Here is a 17474-nt window from a genome sequence, read left to right on the forward strand (position 1 = left end):
TGCACACTGGCGCGGTTAACCAGGGCATAGGTCCAGAAGGTGAGCACGTCGCGGCTTAAGTTCAGCGGCGGCTGCAGCAATAGCCGGTAGAGGCGCGCGGCGGTCTGGTATTCCGGCAGGTGTTGCTCGCCGGGCTGCCAGTTGAGCTCTTCCAGTTTGTTCTTGAGCAGGGAGTTGTCGCTGCTTTCCCAGGCCAGTTGGTCTGCTCCCAGAACACCGCGGCCCAAGGCATAGACCTGGCTGCTGTCCACGGTGGTGAAGTACAAAGTGCCGTTGCCGGCCAGTACCGGCGTTTCCGCAATACCAGCACCGGCGGGATAGGTCCACTGAATCGCGCCATTCTGAACCTGCACGGCGTAGAGCGCGCCGTCCATGGAGCCCTGGTAGAGAATGCGGTTTTCATCGAGGACCGCAGAAGCGACCAGGTCGCCGCCGGTGTTGAGGCGCCACTGTTCCAGGCCCAGGGTATTCAAGGCGTAGAGGTTGTCGTCCAGGGAGCCGACGTAGATATTGCCGTTGACGGAGTCCACCACCGGGGTGGCTTTCACCAGGTCACCGGTGGCATAGGGCCAGCCGGAGACGATGGTGCCGTCGTCCGGGCTCAGGGCGTAGACGTTGTTGCCGGAGCCCACATAGATGGTGCCGTCGGCAGCCACTGCCGGGGCCGAGTCGATCTGGCTGAGGCGCTCCACCGTTTCATTGCCGTAGGCATCGATGCCGGCGCGCTCGCCATTGGTGTTTTCCACCGAGACGTGAACGCCCTCCTCGTTATTCAGGGCACTCCGCATGGCCGCGCTCAGGGGCAGCCAGGCGTAAGCAGCGGGGTCCAATTCTTCAGTGCCCTCCCGAATCGGGGGCTGCCACTTAATTGAAACGGCACTCAGGGCCTCCTGGTCACCGGTTTTCAGGTCCGTCAGGGTAAAGGTGGAATCCGGGTCTATACCGGTACCCTGGATCTTCAGGCAGTGGCCGTTGCAGTTCGGGTCTTCGGCAACGGGATCGGCGGTCAGCAGGTTGGGCGGCTGTACCGCGAGGGTAAGGATTTCGCCCTCGGCGCTGCAGTCGAAGGCGTTGCAGGCCCTGACCCGGTAGCTGTAGGTGTCCGGCGCCTTGTCTTCGAGGGTCAGTTCCGTCGCCAGACTATTGGTAAGGGCCTGCCACTCCGCCGGGGAATCGACACCGCCGGTCTTTTCTTCCAACTGGTAATACTTGGGTTTGGGTTCGCTGGTGACGGATTTCCAGCTCAGGGTATGGGTGCCGGTAAAGTCGTAACCCGCCCGCGCGGGCGCGGCCGAGAGTCCGTTGGGCGCCTGGGGGGCGGAGAGCACCACGGAAAGGGCAATCTCCCCGCTGAAGTCGCCGCAGCCGGCGGCGTTGCAGGCGGCCACCCGGTAGCGGTAATGCCCCTGACTCTGGTTGGGCAGATAAGCGGAGGTAACACCGTCAGGAGTGGCGATATCCTTAAACTGAGTATCCACACCCTCCTGCAATTGTTGCAGCTGGTAGTCGTCGGCACCGGCCACGGGATTCCAGGACACGGTGTAGAAACCGGTGATATTGTCGGGAATTGGGGCCAACTGGTCGTCGATCTTGAGCTGGGTAGGGGACGACGGCGGTTGCAGGGCCTTCACCGTAACCGATTGATCCGCAGAGCGGGACACCGAACCCTCGTTATCCATGGCCTCCGCATAGATGATGTGCGAACCTGCATTCTCAGCGGTCCACGAGTACTGGTAGGGCGGTGCGGTAAAGTTGGCCACCTCCGTATCGACGACTATTTTCACCCACTGGATGCTTCCATCCGGATCGACGGCAGTCGCTTCCAGGTCGAGTGTCTCGTACTGGTCAATGGTTTGCGGGAGCGCAGGCAGGGAAACTACCGGCAGCTGGTTTTTCTGGACTTTTACGGGGATGGACTTGCTGGCCCTCTTGCCCCATTTGTTGCCCACCTTGGCAATCAAAGTCACCTCCCCTTCGGGAGCTGCCGTCCAGTTGGCGTTGTAGCAGTTGCAGTCATCCTCGTAGTTAACTGGTTGATCGAGAGGTTCAGTTACCAGCGCACTATTCTCATCTTCAGGATCTTTTTTAAATTGGCGATAGAACTTTACCGAGCTTGGAGTAATTCCCGGGCTATCGTTCTTAATTTCGATCCGTAGCGTTTTATTTTCTCCAAAACGCAACTCGGAGCCCGCCCCAGGTTCCGACCAGGAAAAATCCGGAGTAGGTGGCGTTTGGACATTGACGGTCAGCACCTCACTGGCGGAAAGCGGATCGCTGCACTCCAGGTCATTGCAAGCGAAGACCCGGTAGGAATAGCTGGCATCGCTGGCCCGGTTGGTGGCGGTATAGCTGCGACCGGTGCTCTTTCGGGCGTAGCAGTGACCGTGGATACGGCCCTTTTTATTGAAGCACCAGCTGCCCCGGTTTTTTCTTTCCTGGACCAAGTAGTAATCGTAATCGCCGGAGGTTGGGGCGCCCCAACGGACTTTGTAGCTGCGGTCGTATCGATCTGTCCGGTCGGTTACCCGGAGGTTTCTGGGTTTGTTGGGTTTTTGTGGTTTATTTACAACGACTGATATTTCGACAGTACCAGACGTAAACTCTCGTCTAAATGTAGGCCGCTCACTCGCTGTTATTATTTTTTTTATTTCAGCATAGTACTTGTATACGCCATTATTTCTCTTCAAATTTATCGAAAAATTAACTTTTTGAAACTTTCCCCCTCCTCTAGCTCCGCCACCTACCGAATTCCAAACCAAACCACCATCATCACTTTCAAAGATTGTTAGCTCGGCAGAGTACTGGCAATTTAACCGATTGCAGGTCTCATCAAATTGGTTGAGAACAGAGGAAGCTTTAACAGAATAGTCACCATCAATGCTTTCTAAGCCATCATCAATAGTAATCTCAGCCGCAATTACGCTCCCTGAAGCCATGAGAAGAATAAAAAGCAGCATTCCACTCAAAAATCTATCACACACTTTCAGCCATTCATGAGAATTATATCTATCAACCATTTGATTACTGCCTTGTAGTCTTTATCTAGCGCAATACATCTATTCTTGAAACTTGCTTTTCTTTGCAGGAGTAGCTATTGCAATAACCAGGAAGGTGGATTCGCTACGCTTATCCGTCCTACGACAGGCTTTCCCAACTATTCGAAATTCCTACTCCACAGGATGCGCTCGCCTCCCGGGCTTTCACTGGCATCCAGCGCGAAGATGCGCTTTCCTTCGGCATGCACTATTAACTTCTGCTGAGTTAGCGCCGGAGCCGCGGTGATTTTCTGATCGTCCGGCAACTGGTAGTGCCACCGCTGTTCACCAGTTTGTGCATCGAGCGCATAGATATGTCCGGTATAGGTGGCGATATAGGCGGTGGCTTTGTCGGGGCTGAGAATGGGGCCGGCGACCACGGCGCCCTCGGTGTCCAGGCTCCAGCGCAGGGTCTTATCGGAACCGAGGGCATAGATCCGGCCCTGGCTTTCCAGGCGGCCGCTGCCGCCGATGTTGGCGCCGACAATAATGCGGTCATTGGCGATTGCGGCCTTGCCCATCACCAGGCCGGCGTCTTCCAGGGTCCAGGCCACCTGGCCGCTGGGATCGACCTTGTAGAAGTTGCCGTCGAAGGCGCCTACATAGGCGCTGCCGTCTTCGGCTACCGCCAGGGAGGTGGCGATCTGTTCTTTGACGGGAACCGTTGGAGTGGTCCACAGATCCGGCGGAGGTGGCAGGTCGAGGGTGACGGTGAGGCTTTGGGTGGCTTCGCCGCCGGGACCTTTGGCCTTGAGGGTATAGCGGGTGGTGATCTGCGGGCTGACTTGCAGGGCGCCCTGGCTTTCCAGGTCAGCCTGGGCTTCGCTGCCGGCATCGCTGCTGAGGGTGATTGTATCGGCCCCTTTGACCCGCCAGCGCAGTTCGACGGTTTGGCCCCGGCTTTCCAGTGTATTCGGCGAGGCGGCGAAGGTTTCGATGGTGAGCGGCGGGAAGCTGTTGGCATCTTCGGGATCGCTGCCCGCGGCGATTTCCTCGGCGTCGCTGATGCCGTCGTTGTCACTGTCCAGTTGTTCGGGGGCGCAGCCGTTGGTGTTGGCGGTGTGGGTGGTCGCGGTAGCGGGGCACTGGTCGGCGTAGTCGGCGATTGTGTCGCCGTCGCTGTCGATGGCAGTGGTGACGGTGGCTTCGCTACTGTTGCCCGCCAGGTCTTTGATCGCGGCCGAGAGAGTAACTTCCCGATCCGTGGCCAGAGGGGCGGGCAGTGCACAGCGGGCGAGGTTATCGGTTATTTCGCAGCTGGTGACGGCCGTGCCATCGGCACTTACGCTCAGGCTGCCGGTGTCCAGTGCCAGGTTGTCGGAGAGCAGCAGTTGCAGTTCCGGTTGGGGGTCACTCAGCAGGGACTGGTCCGCGGGGAAGACGAAGGCGATCTCCGGGGCGGTGCGGTCCAGGTTGATGATTATTTCCGTGCCGGCGGTGTTGCCGGCGAGGTCGATGGCAGTGCCGTTGAGCACTTGGCCCTCGCCATCGGCGGCGAGGGTTTGCGGGTCGGTACAGCCAGCGATGCCGCTGAGGCTGTCGCTGCAGAGGTAGGTGACGGTAACCGGTGCATTGTGCCAGCCGTTGCTGTTGGCCTGGGACGAGAGCGGGGTCTGAATAATGGGGGCGGTGGTATCGATACTGAGTAGCGTACTGCTGCTGGCGGCATTGCCGGCCAGGTCTGTGGCGCTCACTGGGATTTCCCGGTTGCGGCCCTGTTGGGACTCGACCCGGTCTTCGGGACAGTCGGCCATGCCGCTCAGGTTGTCGCTGCACTGGTAGCTGAGGGCTACCGGGGTTTTGTGCCAGCCGGCGGAGTTGGCCGGCGGGGTGATGGTGGTGACAATTTCTGGCGGCGTCAGGTCCAGTTGAATCGTGGTTTTAACTTCGGTGACGTTGCCGGCGATATCCGCGGCGGTGGCTGCAATCTGCTGGTCTGCACCTTCCTCGCTGACCTGCTCTGCCTCGGGACAACTGGCAACGCCGCTAAGGGTATCTGCACAGGTATAACCGATGGTGACGCTTTCCCGGTGCCAGCCATTCTCGTTGGCGGGCGGGGTGATTTCAGCCAGCAGTTGCGGTGGGGTCTTGTCCAGGCTGACGGAAAGCTGAGTGCTGGCACTGTTGCCGGCCTTGTCCACCGCGGTGCCCTCAATCTGCTGGTCCGCGCCCTCTTCCTCAACCACGACGGGATTGCTGCAACTGACGATACCGCTCAGGCTGTCGCTGCAGGCAAAGGAGACGGTGGCATCAGTATTGTGCCAGCCGGCATCATTGGCCGCCGGGTCCACCGCCGCAACGATCTGCGGCAGGTCATTGTCAACGCCGACGATTTCCAGTTGTACGCCGCTATGCCAGTGGCCCAGTAGTTTGACGGTCAGGATGTTTTCCAAAGTCAGGGACAGAGGGAGCTGGATAGTCGTCTCTGCGTCACAGGGCTGGCCAAAATCCGGGCGCCAGGGAGCGTTTTTGTTTTTGTGTTTGTTTTTATGCTGCCCTTTCCCCGGATGTCCTTTCCTACAAAAGGCTTTTCCCCACCCAAAATCTTTGGGGCTCAATAATTCGCGGCCATTCAGCCACAGCCAACCGGCGCCGACCGGCTGTAAGTCCCCTGCCCCATTGTTCAAACGCAATAAATAGTGCGCACCGGCCACCGGGGCATTGAACGTCAGTTCCTGTTCCTGGGGCCAGCCGAAGACGGGGGTGAATGTGTGTGAGCCGCTGAGGGGGAATTCGTTGAAATAGGGGTTTTCGTCGCCGATGCTGAGCACTTCCAGGCGCAGGCCGCGACCGGGGCGGCCGTGCAGTTCGACAGAAAGGTCGTTGGCCAGTTCGAGATCGAGGGGTATTTCTATCGGTGCCAAATCACCATTGCCCCCGTCGCGGCAGTGATGCCGCCAGAAAGGGCAATTGAAAGCGGCGGCATGCCGTCCAGCTTTCCAGCGCAATGCGGCGAGATTGGCCACTTTTTTGTGATTGACGGTAATCCAGCCGGCGTCCACCGGTTCCAGCTCACCGGGGCCGTTGTGAATGCGCAACAAGTAATATTGGCCGGGCGCGGGGGCGTCAAAGGCGATCAGTTCCCGCTGGGGGCGACCGCGCTCGCGGGTGAAATCCTGGGGGCCGGTGAGGGAGTATTCAGTGGCAGATGCCGAAGGGGTCAGGGCAATCAAACCCAGTACGCACAGTAATACCCGGTGCGCGCGGAAAAGCCGTCGCGGCTGCATGTATCCCCCAAGACTTTAAAAATTACTGCAAGCGGTTTAGTTAAAATTGTGCGCCCTGCACGATAAAAAGCGGAATGAATTTGCAAATTAAACCACAAACATGATCGAATTTACAAAGCAACCGAATAAATAGAAGAAGAAAATCACGCCAACTTTTGTTACGCAAGAAACTTTCAGCGACCACTGTAGTAGTGTGAAATGGGCTGACGATCAAAAACAAAGTTAGCCCACTATACAAAATAATGAAACTCCATTACCTAACCGGCGAGATAAAATCCACGTGCAAATATGTGGGTTCCCATAGAATCCCCACTTCGAAGTGGGGATTTTTCTACGAGACGATTTTTAGCGCTACTCAGAACTCGTACCGAGCCCGCATATAGTAGAAGGCGCCGTTAAAGCCCATTGGCGAAGTCGTTGGATATTTGGCTCCGGCAATTCCCGCCCATTCATGTTCTACCGGATAATTATCCAGAACATTCTCGGCACCGGCGATCAGTGAAGCATTCTCCGTAATATCGTATCCGAACTCCAGATCCAGAGTCACTTCGGAGGGAACATCGATTGGCAGTGTGTCGTCTTCCAGATGCGGCTCCCAGTAGGCGCCAAAGTAATTCACCCTGGCCAACGCGCGCCAGCTGCCCTGGGCGTGCCGAAGAGAGATGTTGCCGCGGGTGTTGGGCAGGTTATCTTCTATCTGCCGGATACGCAGGTTGCTCATGGTTTCCGGGTTGAAATCAGTGATTTCCGTTTCGGTCCAGTTAAACGCTGCGCTCAGATCGGTGCTGCCGCCGAATAAATCCAGCGGATAAGTGGCCACCAAATCCACACCACGGGTATTAGTGTCGAAGTCGTTGGTGTAGAACTTGAACGAGGTCAGGGACTCCGCACCGGTGATACCCGCATCGACCAGTGCCTGGCGGTCGGTGTCACTGAGAGTGACATCCTGCGACTGGGACAAGCGCCCTTCCACGTCGATGTCGAAATAGTCAATGGTGACATCCAGGGCGCCGATGTTGAACACGGCACCGAGTGCGAAGCTCTGGGATTCCTCCGGCTCCAGCTGCTTGCCACCGTAGAACTGCGCCACCGGGCTGGTGGGCGGAATGGTGCCCTGGTTCACCAGTTCACCACCGACAAACACGGTGGAAACGTTGGTGATGTTGGACTGACCGGGAGTCGGTGCGCGGAAACCCGTGGTGGTGGTGGCGCGGAAAGCCAGGCTGTCCAATACCTGATAGTGGGCGGACAGTTTGTAGTTACTGGTGGAGCCGAAATCGCTGAAGTCCTCCCAACGCAGCGCAGCGCCAAGCAGCAGACTGTCGGTCACTTCCGCTTCCGCATCCGTGTAGAGCGCAATGTTTCTGCGGTCAAAGGTGCCGGCCACCTGGGGGCCAAAACCGGGGAAACCGTTGGATCCAATGGTGAAACGCTGGTCCACCAGCGGACCGACTTCCCAGGATGCCTGGTCGCCGACCTGCGCTTCGAACTGCTCCTCGCGCCATTCGAAACCGCTGGCGAAGTGCAGGTCGGTTCCTCCCAAGGCCAGGGTTTTGGTGAAGTCCGCGTTGAAGTTTTTCTCCAATTGGATATAGGTTCCGGGATTAAATTCTGTGGGAGACGCGGAACCCAGAGAAGCGTTCACTGTGTTGTAAATAAAAAACTCCACCTCATTGCGGCCAACGCCGACACTGATATCATAACCCCAGCCGCTGTCCATCTCTCCGCGTACGCCCGCCACTCCGGCCAAGTCCACTACATCGCCGCCGAAGCGCGGAGTAAAGCCTCCGGGGAACATTTCATTGAAAACGAAGCAGTTCGGATCGGCCATTACTGCAGCCAGTCCCTCAGCATCTTGGGAATCCAAACCGGTTGGAGTCCCTGCGACAGGGCAACCTCCACTCATATCCCCAGTTAAATCGGCAACCAAACGATCATAGGTGACATATTCATCCGGCTGCCCTTCGTTATGCACGATTTTCAGACCATACACCCCCGGCCGTGTATTTGGGTTGCGATAGTAAAAGCCGCCGTCGACGGTTTTGCTCGCATAGTTGCCAAACGCATAGGCTTCGGCACCGTTACCCAGCTCGAGCCCCAGATTGGCAAATACCTTGATATCGTCCTTGACCTCCGGCTGACCCCAGATCTGTGCCGGATCCTGCACCGCGGTGTTGCCGGCGACGATCAGGCCGGCCGCGTCGTCCCGCTGCACGCTGCGGCTAGTGGCATCCTGCTCGCGCATTTCGTAACTGAAGTTGGCAAAGCCGGCGTCGGTCAGTGGCAGTCCCACATTGCCGGTCACCATCCACTGGTCGCCGTCACCCTCGGCGGTGGTGCCCCACTTGGTTTCCACAACGGCGCCGTCGCTGTCGTCCTTCAATTGAAAGTTGATTACCCCGGCAATGGCGTCAGAGCCATACTGCGCCGCTGCACCGTCGCGCAGCACTTCAACCTGCTTCAGGGCAATGGCGGGGATAACGGAGATATCCGGGCCCTGAGCGCCATCGGACAAGCCGCCGCCCAGGAATGAAATCACCGCTGCGCGGTGGCGGCGCTTGCCGTTGACCAGCACCAGGGTACTATCTGAAGACAAGCCGCGCAGGTTGGCGGGGCGGGCGATTGACGCCGCATCACTGATGGGTTGGGCGTTAACATTGTACGAAGGCACGACGTTGCGTAACAGATTACTCAAATCCCCATCGCCTTGGTTAACGAATTCCTCTCCAGTAATAACATCGACCGGCGCTGCGGAGTCCTGGGCTGAGCGACCCTCGACCCGGGTACCAATGGTAATCACCTCCTCAAGGACTTCTTCCTGGGCAATCAGTGGATTGGATGTGGCGGCAATGGCCATCGCCAGTAGAGAGGGGACCCCGAGGTGTCTGTGGTTTTTCATAAAAGCTCCCTTGAACTCTTTTATTTATATGCATGCGTCTTTGCATGCGGGTATGAAGACTTCCACAGGGCCAATGCAAAAACTGTGACATAAAGCTGCAATTTTCCCGGCAAATTCAATCCGGATATCGTTTAGTGTGCCACTAGCTACCAATAAGGATATTTCGTGTTTTTCCTGTATTTTTTTATTTAAATTCAAATAATGTCTAACATGACATATAAAAGGTTCCAGTAACCACTGATTGGTACGCTTGCCATAATTGAAAATATTTGCCGGCCTGCGACAGATCGGAAAAATGAAAAAAAATGCACCAGGTTTGGGCGCGGAACGTGGAAATAACCGCTGACGCTGGCGAAAGACAATCGGAAGTCACAATAGGTAACAGCGGCCCTACACAATGGCGGCATCTGCTACAGAAAGTGCCTGTCCGAAAGTCAGTGGTAGCTGGAATTTTCTTTGCAGTGTGAATTAACAAAGCTTCCCTTTCCCGCTTGCCGGACAAATTTTCAGGGAGTAAATTTGGACGCCATGGCGCCGCACGGCGCGAGCGCAGGATGCGCGGGTCACTGGGGCCGGGGCAGCGGGGTCAAGGGGGAGAGAACTGCAGGGAATTCAAGGAAGTTGTTCTCACAGGTTTTGTAATGCTCCTTTATTCGCCTTAGAACAGAAAGAGAAATTTATCGGCAACCTGTAATCGATCCGAAGTGGACACCCCTTGCAGGCCCAGAACAATTGGTTAACCTCCTTGTAGGAACGGGCCATGCCCGCGATCGGTCTGCAGGACAGCCACCCCCGTTCGCGGGCATGGCCCGCTCCTACAAAGCCCAGCGGCGCACCCTACATTTGAAGCCCTGTATCCGCAATTCCAGAAGTTCCCATAGCACGCCCTGATATTCAGCCGCGAGTCGGTCAGCATCAGGCGCAGCTTCAGCCCCCATTTGGAGGTAGCCCCTGATGTCACCCATCTGACATTGCCACTACTGTCGACAATCACGATGGTGGGGGTCACGCGGATGCCCCAGCTGTTGCTGAGCGCTCCGTCGGGGTCGTTGATGGTGGGGAACTGCAGATCGTTACGCCGCAGGTACTGGACCACTTCGCTGTCACTGCCGGACTGCATGGCGACGGAGAGCACCTGGTGGTCAACAGAGAGATCGGAAACCGCCGGTGACACCACCCGGCAATAGGGGCACCAAGTGGCCCAGAAATAGATCAGCACCGGCCCGCGGGCGGTCATCCGCTGCAGGTCCAGATACTGTCCATCCAGCGATCTGCCCTTCAGGGACGGCGCCTCTTCTGTGGGAATATCCCGCTGCTGGTAGTAACCCACAGCGCTCGCAACCAGCACGGCCATCAGCACAAAGCCGGCCGGTTTACGCAACGCCGCGATCCATTTTTTCCGCAACGGAATACTCCCGTACAGGCGATCAGTACTTGACGCTACAGCCGTAGGCGCGGGACGAGGCGACGGCAACGGCTTCGCCACCCAGCGAGGCATCCAGTGCGGCGGCGACGTAGTTCCTGGAATCCGGAATCACTGCCGGATTCGCGGAGTCGTTGTCATCGATGGCGCCGGCGTAAACCACTTTGCCCTCCGGGTTGATCACAAACATATGCGGCGTGGTCTTGGCGCCATAGGCGCGGCCCATGTTGCCGTCGGGGTCCAGCAGGAAGGGCGCGCTGGCATTCAGTCCGTGGCTTTCGGCCACTTCAAGGGCCTGGGCCGGCTCCAGGTAGCCCTGTTTGCCCTTGGCGGAGGAGATCACCGTCAGCCAGTTGGCGTCCTGCCCGGTGTATTTTTTCTGCAGGGCCTGCATATTGCCGCTGCCGTAGTGCTTTTTCACGTAGGGGCAATCCTTGTTGAACCACTCGATGACCAGCCACTGCCCCTCGTAGTCGGCCAGCGAGTGGGTTTTGCCCTCGGCGTCGACTTCGGAAAAGGCCGGGGCTTTCTCCCCGGGTGTCGCTACCGCCAGTGCCAGGGTGGGCGCGGCGAAGACCAGGGGCAGCACAAGGCTGCGGATCAGTTGCTTTCCTTTTATTCTCATGGCGTATCGTCCTCTGTGAGTTGAAGGGTGTGCTCATCGAACAGCGCTGCGATCATGCGCTCCTGCAGAACCTGTGGCAAAAGTTCGGGCCCGTCTGCGCCCGGCGGATACCAGGCATACACCGGGACCGAATTGCGGCCCAGTTCGGCCAGGGCCCGGGTGATCTCCGGGTTGTGATTGGTCCAGTCCGCGCGCACCAACATGACGTCGTGGGTTTCAAACAGGTCCATCACCGCCGGCGACTCCAGGACCAGTTTCTTGTTCACCTGGCAGGTAATACACCAAGCGGCGGTGTAGTCGATAAACACCGCGCGCCGGTCCGCCCGCGCCCGGTCGATGGCGGCGCGGTCGTAGGCCTGCCATCCGCCCTGGGCCAACGACTGTGTCTGCGATTCGGGTGTGGTCCGCAGCGTGCCGAAGGCAGTGATCAGCGCGGCCACCGCCATCAGAGTGCCGGCCGCCCTGCCCGCGCCAGAAAAGCTGCGGCCGAGCCACAGGGCGAAAACCACCGCCAGCAGCAACAGGGTGCCGATCAGCCAGCCGCTTTCCCCCACCAATCGCCCGAGCACCCAGAGCAGCCAGATGACCGTGGTGTAAAGCGGAAAGGCGAGCAGCTGGCGCAGTTTGTCCATCCAGGGGCCGGGCGCGGGCAGCCGATTCAGCAGCCCGGGGCTGGCGCAGAGCAGCAGGAAGGGCGCGGCCAACCCGGCGCCGAGACCGAGAAACACCGCCATCGCGGATGCCGCGGGCAGCACCGCCGCAGCGCCGAGGGCGGCGCCCATAAAGGGGCCGGTGCAGGGCGCGGCGACAAATACCGCCAGCACGCCGGTGGCGAAACTCCCGCCGCGACTGTTGCCGGCCATATTCATCAACCGGTGCCCGAATTCGAATACGCCGCTGAAGGACAGCGCCATCAGCCAGAACAATAGGATCAGCGCCAGCACCACCGGCGCCGACTGCAACTGGAAGCCCCAGCCCACCGCGGCGCCACCGGCACGCAGGACCAGCAGCAGCGCGCCCAGGGCGGCGAAGGTAGCCAGCACGCCTGCGCTATAGATCAATCCCTCGCGCACCCGGCCGGCCGTGCCGGTACCTGCGTTGACCAGGCCGAACAGCTTGATCGACAGCACCGGGAAAACACAGGGCATCAGGTTCAGGATAACGCCGCCGGCAAAGGCCGCCAGCAACAGCCACCAAAGCGCCTGCGGTTCGCCCGTTCGGGACACCGGCGGGCCGCCGAAAGGCACCTCATTTAATTGCCAGGCGCGCTCGCCGTCTGTCAGTACGAAGCGCGTGGATTCGGGCAACGGCGTACCGGGGACGCGGGTAAAGATGTAGTGAAGCCGGTCACCGTCGATGCGCTGTTCGGGCTCGGCCGCGGTAAGCAGACCGCCGTCCAGCGGGAAAATCCGCGGCACGCCGCCGCTCCCCCGAGCCAGTGCCAGCTGTACCTTATCAGTACCGACTTCCGACAGAGCCACCACCTCCCAGGGGCTCGTGGAACCGGGCCCCGGTATGCGCGCCGCAAAGCGATCGCGTAGCGCGAGATCCTCGCCGGGCCAGTTGGCTGCCTCCCGCACCGGTCGCTCAAGGCTCATGGTACCGAAGCCGGGAATGCACTCCACTTTGCATACCAGCCATTCCAGGTTCACTTTCAGGGAAATCCGGCTGGCGCCGGCGGCAGGGGTTACATCGAACAGGTAGGCGACATCGCCTTCGTAACCGAGGTTGGTCAGGTGCTCGATCGGCAGGCGCACCGGGAAGGGCCACTGGGTTTCCCCCACCTCGGCATCCTCGGCGGTGAAATCAAAGCGCGGTGCGGCGCCGGAATCCCCCGCATTGCGCCAGTAAACGTGCCACTCCGGATCGACTTCAAAATAAAAACCGATGGTTTCCGTTTCATCGGTGGCAAAGGTATCAGGCGCCAGCCAGCGCACGCGCACATGATCGCCGCTGGCACTGTTCTGGGCGGAAGCCGTCACGGCGGCGAACAGCAGAAAAGCTGCGAGGATGGTTTTCGCGACACTGTGCACAGTGGACACTGACACCTCTTTCGATATTGGCCGGAGGCTTCCATCGCCCGCAGTCGGGCGCGGGGCACCGGTGTTGTTTTTATTGCGGATACCCCATTCAAGCGGATTGCCCGGTCGGCTGCAAACCCGTTGCGACCAATGCCCGGCTATTGCAGGCGATTGGTGGAATTGGGGAGAGTCGCCTGCAAGCAGGCTACGGGTCCAGTGCCACTACCTCGATACCGGATTCGGTATAGCGCCAGCGCAGATTGAAGCCACACAGCTGCATGCCATAGATCCGCTGCGGGTCCGGCTTTTGGTAGGCGGGTTTCGGGTCCTGGCCCAGTAGCTGCTCGATCAGGCGGGGAAGATCCGTATCCCAGTCGTCCTTGAAGGCATGTGCCTTTTGCATTATGTCTTCGGGAATAAATACCGGCAGCATTTGCGGCGCAGCGTCGGCGAATGCACTCTGCGCTTCCTCCACCGCATCGGCGTAGGGGATATAGGGTTTGATATCCAGCACCGGGGTGCCGTCCACCAGGTCGGCGCCGCCGACGATCAATTCCACTTTCGGTTTCAACCGCACTTCCAGCAGGCGCACAACGGAAAGACCAATATTGTTGGGGCGGAAGGGAGAGCGGGTGGCGAGGACGCCGAGCTTTTTATTGCCGCCGAGGCGCGGCGGGCGCACCTTGGCGGACCACTCGCCAGCGGCCTGATGGAACTGGAAGATTACCCACAAGTGGGTGTTCTGCTCCAGGCCGGCGACGGCGTCCGGGGTATTCAGCGGAGGCAACAGCTCGATGGCGGCGCGGCTGGCGTCCGCCAGTAAAGGTTGGCGGGGGACGCCGAATTTTTCGCCGAAGCAGGAGTGGACGGTGGCGATGGGAGTCATTTGGAATGCGGACAAACCGGCAGGATTGCCGGTTTGCACAGCCGAAGGCTGCCCCGAAGGGGTGAAGCACAGGGATGTGCTTCATAAATGATGAATGCGGAATGCGGAATGCGCGGGCGGTTCTTTTGCCAAGCGACAAGAGCATTGGCCGCGACCAGGCTTTGGTAATATCCGCTAGATGGATCGCGGCCGTGGGCGGATGGCCGCCCCGCCGCTCCTACAGGGGGAAAATTCAATTCCGCATTCATCATTCCGCATTCCGCATTAATCAAATTCCTCCCATGCAGAGGTATTTGATTTCCAGGTAGTCGTCCAGGCCGTACTTGGAACCCTCGCGGCCAATGCCGGATTGTTTGACGCCGCCGAAGGGGGCCATTTCGTTGGAGACGATGCCCTCGTTGATGCCCACCATGCCGTATTCCAGGCCCTCGCTGACGCGCCAGATGCGGCCGATATCGCGGGAATAAAAATAGGAGGCGAGGCCGAATTCGGTGTCGTTGGCCAGGCGAATGGCCTCCTCCTCGGTGGAGAATTTAAACAGGGGTGCCACCGGGCCGAAGATTTCCTCTTTGAACAGGCGCATAGTGTCGTCCGCTCCGCTGAGTATCGTCGGTGCATAGAAGCATTCACCCAGGGAGCTGGGGCCGCCTTCGGCAATGGCTTTGGCGCCCTTTTTCAGCGCATCGTCCACCAGCTCCTGTACGCCTTTCACCGCCTTGCTACTGATTAACGGCCCGACTTCGGTGCCCTCTTCGGCGCCGTTACCCATTTTAAGAGCATTGGTCGCGGCAGTGAATTTCTTCGCGAACTCGTCGTAGACACCCTCCTGTACGAAGATGCGGTTGGCACAGACGCAGGTCTGGCCGGCGTTGCGGTATTTGCAGATGATCGCGCCCTTGACCGCGGCATCGATATCCGCGTCGTCGAAGACGATAAAGGGCGCGTTCCCCCCCAGTTCGAGGGAGGTTTTCTTGATGGTCTCGGCGCACTGGGCCTGCAGCTGCTTGCCCACGGCGGTGGAGCCGGTGAAGGTGAATTTGCGCACCAGGGGGTTAGAGGTCATCTCTTCGCCGATTTCCCTGGCGCTCTTGCCGGCGACTACATTGAACACACCGGCAGGGATGCCCGCTTCCTCTGCCAAGGCCCCCAGCGCCAGTGCCGAGAGTGGGGTCTCCGAAGCGGGCTTGGCCACAAAGGGACAGCCGGCCGCCAGGGCCGGGGCCATTTTGCGCGCGATCATGGCACTGGGGAAATTCCATGGAGTGATGGAACAGGTAACGCCTACGGACTGCTTGATCACCACGATGCGCTTGTCATTCGACGGCGGGGCGATCACATCTCCGTAGACCCGCTTGGCTTCCTCGGAAAACCACTCGATATAGTTGGCACCGTAGAGGATTTCGGTTTTGGATTCCGAGAGCGGCTTGCCCTGTTCAGCGGTGAGAATTTTTGCCAGGTCGTCCGCGTTGGCGACAATCAGGTCGAACCAGCGGCGCATAATTTTTGCGCGTTCTTTTACTGTGGCATTTCGCCAGGCGGGCCAGGCTTTGTCCGCCGCCTCAATGGCCTTGCGGGTTTCCGCGGCACCCAGGTCGGCGATACTGGCAATGACTTCACCGGTGGCGGGGTTGATGACGTCGAAGGTTTTGCCGGAATCGGCGTCCAGCCATTGGCCGTCTATGTAGGACTGTTTGCGTAGTAGCGAAGGGTTTTTCAGTTCGAGCATCTTTGGCCTCCATGTCTGTTTGCTGTAGGAGCGGCCGTTGGCCGCGATCCATCTCGCCAAATGGCGGAAAGCCCGATCGCGACCAACGGCCGCTCCTACAAATGGCGGGCCTGCGGCCCGCGGGCGGAGCTGGAGCCTTCAGCGCTCAAAGGTAAATAGCTCCGCGGTCCCGGGAACCGAGTCCCGAAGATACTACTTTTTCTTTTTGACAAATTTCATCAGGCGCCGCTTTTTGGCTTTCTGTCGGTCAGTCAGTTTCTGTTTCCTGCCCGCATAGGGGTTGGCGCCGGTGCGAAATTCGATCTTTACCGGGGTGCCGTGCAGATCCAGGGCCTTGCGGTAGGTCTTTTCAAGGTAGCGCACATAGTGCGCCGGCACGTGCTCGGTCTGGTTTCCGTGAATCACGATCACCGGGGGGTTCTGTCCGCCGGCGTGGGCATAGCGCAGTTTGATGCGGTGGCCATGCACCAGCGGTGGCTGGTGCTCGCTTACCGCCCACTGCAGGATTCTGGTCAGGTGGTTGGTGGACAGTTTGTCGGTGGCACTTTGATAGGCGGCCTCGATGGACTGGTACAGGTTGCCGACACCGGTACCGTGCAGGGCGGAAATAAAGTGGATATCGGCGAAGTCCACAAAACGCAGGCGACGTTCCAGTTCCGCTTTAACAAATTGGCGGTGGTCATCTTCCAGGCCATCCCACTTGTTCAACGCCACCACCAGTGCGCGGCCGGCCTGGATGACGCTGCCCATCAGGTGCATATCCTGGTCCACCAGACCCTCGCTGGCATCGATCACCAGCACCACCACATTGGCGTCTTCCACCGCCTGCAGGGTCTTGACGATGGAGAATTTCTCCACCGATTCCACAATATTTTTGCGCCGGCGGATACCGGCGGTGTCGATCAGGGTGTAGGGCTTTTCGTCGCGCTCGTAATTGATGTAGACACTGTCCCGCGTGGTGCCCGGCTGGTCGTAGACCACCACCCGGTCCTCGCCGAGCAGGCGGTTGACCAGGGTTGATTTGCCCACATTGGGGCGGCCGACGATGGCGATCTTGATGCCGGTGGCCACTTCCACGGCTTCCGGCTCCGCCTGCTCGGGCAGATCCTCGACAACCCGCTGCATCAGCGTGCGCACGCCGCGGCCGTGGGTGGCGGTGGTGGGAAACAGTTCGCCGATACCCAGTTCGTAGAAGGGCGCCAGGGCGATATCGGGGTTGACCCCGTCCACCTTGTTGGCCACCAGGAAGGTGGGTTTGGAGCGGGTGCGCAACTGTTCTGCGATCATCTGATCCGCCGGGGTCAGGCCCGCGCGGCAGTCCACCAGGAACAGGACGATATCCGCCTCTTCGATGGCCTGCAGGGACTGCTGCGCCATGGCGGCGTCTATGCCTTCTTCACCACCGCTGATACCACCGGTATCCACCAGGATCACCTTGCGGCCCTCGATCTCCGCCTCGCCGTACTTGCGGTCGCGGGTGAGACCGGCGTAGTTGGCCACCAGGGCGTCGCGGCTCTTGGTGAGCCGGTTGAACAAGGTGGATTTGCCCACGTTGGGGCGCCCGACCAGGGCAATTACTGGCAGCATAAATCAGTCTACTCGGGGCAAAATCACTTTTGCCAGAAATACGAA

The 17474-nt window shown here is 59.2% G+C and carries 9 protein-coding genes; all 9 read right to left on the reverse strand.

Annotation, left to right across the window (positions count from 1 at the left end):
- Positions 1–2444 (reverse strand): Ig-like domain-containing protein (locus FHS09_RS17195; RefSeq protein WP_183462189.1); only part of this gene is annotated, 2444 nt, incomplete at its 3' end.
- Positions 2445–3154: 710 nt separating this feature from the next.
- Entirely contained in the window at positions 3155–6262 is a 3108-nt protein-coding gene (locus tag FHS09_RS17200) for an outer membrane protein assembly factor BamB family protein (protein ID WP_183462191.1), read from the reverse strand.
- 355 nt (positions 6263–6617) lie between these two features.
- On the reverse strand, positions 6618–9161 hold the full coding sequence (locus FHS09_RS17205) for a TonB-dependent receptor plug domain-containing protein (RefSeq protein ID WP_183462193.1): 2544 nt from the start codon (positions 9159–9161) through the stop codon (positions 6618–6620).
- A 736-nt stretch (positions 9162–9897) separates the two neighbouring features.
- Positions 9898–10542, reverse strand: coding sequence for a protein disulfide oxidoreductase (locus FHS09_RS17210; RefSeq protein WP_246395110.1), 645 nt, complete (start codon positions 10540–10542; stop codon positions 9898–9900).
- 46 nt (positions 10543–10588) lie between these two features.
- Positions 10589–11209, reverse strand: a complete 621-nt coding sequence (locus tag FHS09_RS17215) for a thioredoxin family protein (protein WP_183462197.1) — start codon at positions 11207–11209, stop codon at positions 10589–10591.
- On the reverse strand, positions 11206–13251 hold the full coding sequence (locus FHS09_RS17220; protein ID WP_183462199.1) for a protein-disulfide reductase DsbD domain-containing protein: 2046 nt from the start codon (positions 13249–13251) through the stop codon (positions 11206–11208). Before FHS09_RS17220 ends, FHS09_RS17215 begins: the two co-directional genes overlap by 4 nt.
- A gap of 184 nt (positions 13252–13435) precedes the next feature.
- Positions 13436–14116 (reverse strand): tRNA (N6-threonylcarbamoyladenosine(37)-N6)-methyltransferase TrmO, encoded by a 681-nt coding sequence (gene tsaA / locus FHS09_RS17225; RefSeq protein WP_183462201.1) that lies wholly within the window; start codon positions 14114–14116, stop codon positions 13436–13438.
- 268 nt (positions 14117–14384) lie between these two features.
- Positions 14385–15842: an NAD-dependent succinate-semialdehyde dehydrogenase gene (locus tag FHS09_RS17230; protein ID WP_183462203.1), complete on the reverse strand. Its 1458-nt coding sequence runs from the start codon at positions 15840–15842 to the stop codon at positions 14385–14387.
- Between the two features lie 192 nt (positions 15843–16034).
- Positions 16035–17429 (reverse strand): ribosome biogenesis GTPase Der, encoded by a 1395-nt coding sequence (gene der / locus FHS09_RS17235; protein WP_183462206.1) that lies wholly within the window; start codon positions 17427–17429, stop codon positions 16035–16037.
- Positions 17430–17474: the final 45 nt, after the last annotated feature.

It is taken from the genome of Microbulbifer rhizosphaerae (assembly GCF_014191725.1).
Classification (GTDB): domain Bacteria; phylum Pseudomonadota; class Gammaproteobacteria; order Pseudomonadales; family Cellvibrionaceae; genus Microbulbifer; species Microbulbifer rhizosphaerae.